1 tRNA gene and 1 rRNA gene are annotated in these 3,197 nt (G+C 48.4%); both read left to right on the top strand.

Annotated features, from left to right (window positions below):
* The first annotated feature begins 44 nt into the window (after positions 1-44).
* Positions 45-118, top strand: a tRNA-Ala gene (locus AC3E9U_RS16030).
* Between the two features lie 124 nt (positions 119-242).
* Positions 243-3,118 (top strand): 23S ribosomal RNA (locus AC3E9U_RS16025).
* Positions 3,119-3,197 lie beyond the last annotated feature (79 nt).

The raw sequence follows: 3,197 nt of genomic DNA, 5'->3' as shown, positions 1-3,197 counted from the left end.
ATTCACAATTCAAAATTCTGAATTCACAATTCGGGATTCAAATTGGGGGATTAGCTCAGCTGGCTAGAGCGCCTGCCTTGCACGCAGGAGGTCATCGGTTCGACTCCGATATTCTCCACTACGCGCCGCGATTATATTAATCGGTCTGGCTGCGCCAGTTCATTGACATATTGAGATAAAAAAACATTTAAAAAGTAGAAAGAAACACAGATTTTATCTATTAATAGATAAAAATGTAAGTACAATAAGCAAAATAAGGGCGTATGGGGGATGCCTAGGCTCTCAGAGGCGATGAAGGACGTGATAAGCTGCGAAAAGCTGCGGGGATTGGCACATACGAATTGATCCGCAGATATCCGAATGGGGCAACCCACTATATTGAAGATATAGTACCCGATAGGGGGCAAACCCGCTGAACTGAAACATCTAAGTAGGCGGAGGAGAAGAAAACAAAAGTGATTCCGTAAGTAGTGGCGAGCGAACGCGGATTAGCCCAAACCAATGTTGTTACGGCAATGTTGGGGTTGTAGGACCACGACATTTCTTGCGGATTGAATTAGAATAACCTGGAAAGGTTAACCGAAGAGGGTGATAGTCCCGTATAAGTAAGAGAAGATAAGGATAGTGGTATCCTGAGTAGGGCGGGGCACGTGAAACCCTGTCTGAATCTGGCGGGACCATCCGCTAAGGCTAAATACTCCTGAGAGACCGATAGTGAACCAGTACTGTGAAGGAAAGGTGAAAAGAACCGTGAATAACGGAGTGAAATAGATCCTGAAACCATACGCTTACAAGCGGTCGGAGCCCTTACGTGGGGTGACGGCGTGCCTTTTGCATAATGAGCCTACGAGTTACCGTTGCTGGCAAGGATAAGCACTTCAGGTGTGGATCCGTAGCGAAAGCGAGTCTGAATAGGGCGCTTTAGTCAGTAGTGGTAGACGCGAAACCGTGTGATCTACCCATGGGCAGGATGAAGCTGTGGTAACACACAGTGGAGGTCCGAACCGGTTGACGTTGAAAAGTCTTCGGATGACCTGTGGGTAGGGGTGAAAGGCCAATCAAACTCGGAAATAGCTCGTACTCCCCGAAATGCATTTAGGTGCAGCGCTGTGTATAGTTATATAGAGGTAGAGCTACTGATTGGATGCGGGGGCTTCACCGCCTACCAATTCCTGACAAACTCCGAATGCTATATAATGTTTCTCAGCAGTGAGGGCATGGGTGCTAAGGTCCATGTCCGAGAGGGAAAGAACCCAGACCATCAGCTAAGGTCCCCAAATGTATGCTAAGTTGAAAAAACGAGGTTTGTCTGCCCAGACAGCTAGGATGTTGGCTTGGAAGCAGCCATTCATTTAAAGAGTGCGTAACAGCTCACTAGTCGAGCGGACGAGCATGGATAATAATCGGGCATAAGTATACTACCGAAGCTATGGATTTACGTTTTACGTAAGTGGTAGGGGAGCATTCTAACAGGGCTGAAGGTGTGAGGCGACTCATGCTGGACCGGTTAGAAAAGAAAATGTAGGCATAAGTAACGATAATGCGGGCGAGAAACCCGCACACCGAAAGACTAAGGTTTCCTCAGCTATGCTAATCAGCTGAGGGTTAGTCGGGTCCTAAGGCGAACCCGAAAGGGACAGTCGATGGCCAACGGGTTAATATTCCCGTACTACTGTTAATTGTGATGGGGTGACGGAGTGATGAAAGCACCGCGAACTGACGGAATAGTTCGTTAAAGTACCTAGCTATAGGTCCCGTAGTAAAATGCGCGGGAACTGGTGAAATACGATAGTACACGGAGTCTTCGGACAAAGTGATAGTGTGCCTAAGGGCTTCCAAGAAAAACCTCTAAACTTAGATTGACAGTACCCGTACCGTAAACCGACACAGGTAGTCGAGGAGAGAATCCTAAGGTGCTCGAGAGATTCATGGCTAAGGAATTAGGCAAAATAGACCTGTAACTTCGGGAGAAAGGTCGCCAGCGCAAGCTGGCCGCAGTGAAGAGGTCCAGGCGACTGTTTATCAAAAACACAGGGCTCTGCAAAATCGTAAGATGAAGTATAGGGCCTGACACCTGCCCGGTGCTGGAAGGTTAAGAGGAGATGTTATCTTCGGAGAAGCATTGAATTGAAGCCCCAGTAAACGGCGGCCGTAACTATAACGGTCCTAAGGTAGCGAAATTCCTTGTCGGGTAAGTTCCGACCTGCACGAATGGTGTAACGATCTGGACACTGTCTCAGCCATGAGCTCGGTGAAATTGTAGTATCGGTGAAGATGCCGATTACCCGCAGTGGGACGAAAAGACCCTGTGCACCTTTACTATAGCTTAGTATTGGTCTTGGATAAGTGATGTGTAGGATAGGTGGGAGACTGTGAAATGGCGTCGCCAGGCGTTGTGGAGTCATTGTTGAAATACCACCCTTTGCTTATCTGAGATCTAACCCCGTAAAGCGGGGGACATTGCTTGGTGGGTAGTTTGACTGGGGTGGTCGCCTCCAAAAGAGTAACGGAGGCTTCTAAAGGTTCCCTCAGCACGCTTGGTAACCGTGCGTAGAGTGCAATGGCATAAGGGAGCTTGACTGAGAGACATACAGGTCGATCAGGTACGAAAGTAGAGCATAGTGATCCGGTGGTTCCGCATGGAAGGGCCATCGCTCAAAGGATAAAAGGTACGCCGGGGATAACAGGCTGATCTCCCCCAAGAGCTCATATCGACGGGGGGGTTTGGCACCTCGATGTCGGCTCGTCACATCCTGGGGCTGGAGAAGGTCCCAAGGGTTGGGCTGTTCGCCCATTAAAGTGGCACGCGAGCTGGGTTCAGAACGTCGTGAGACAGTTCGGTCTCTATCTACTGTGGGCGTTAGAAATTTGAGTGGATCTGATTCTAGTACGAGAGGACCGAATTGGACAAACCTCTGGTGTATCTGTTGTTCCGCCAGGAGCACCGCAGAGTAGCTACGTTTGGAAGGGATAAGCGCTGAAAGCATATAAGCGCGAAACCCACCACAAGATGAGATTTCTTTTAAGGGTCGTGGAAGATGACCACGTTGATAGGCTATAGGTGTAAAGGCAGTAATGTCATAGCCGAGTAGTACTAATAACCCGTAAGCTTATGTACACGCTTGCGTCCGCCTTGTGCGGGCGCAGGAAACTTTCTAAAAATAATCTGATTTTTATCTCAGTATGTTAAGATATTA

The sequence above is a fragment of the Flavobacterium sp. 21.1 genome (assembly GCF_057801535.1).
Note: the sequence above shows the minus strand (reverse complement) of the source record. Positions and strands in the feature narration are given on the sequence as shown.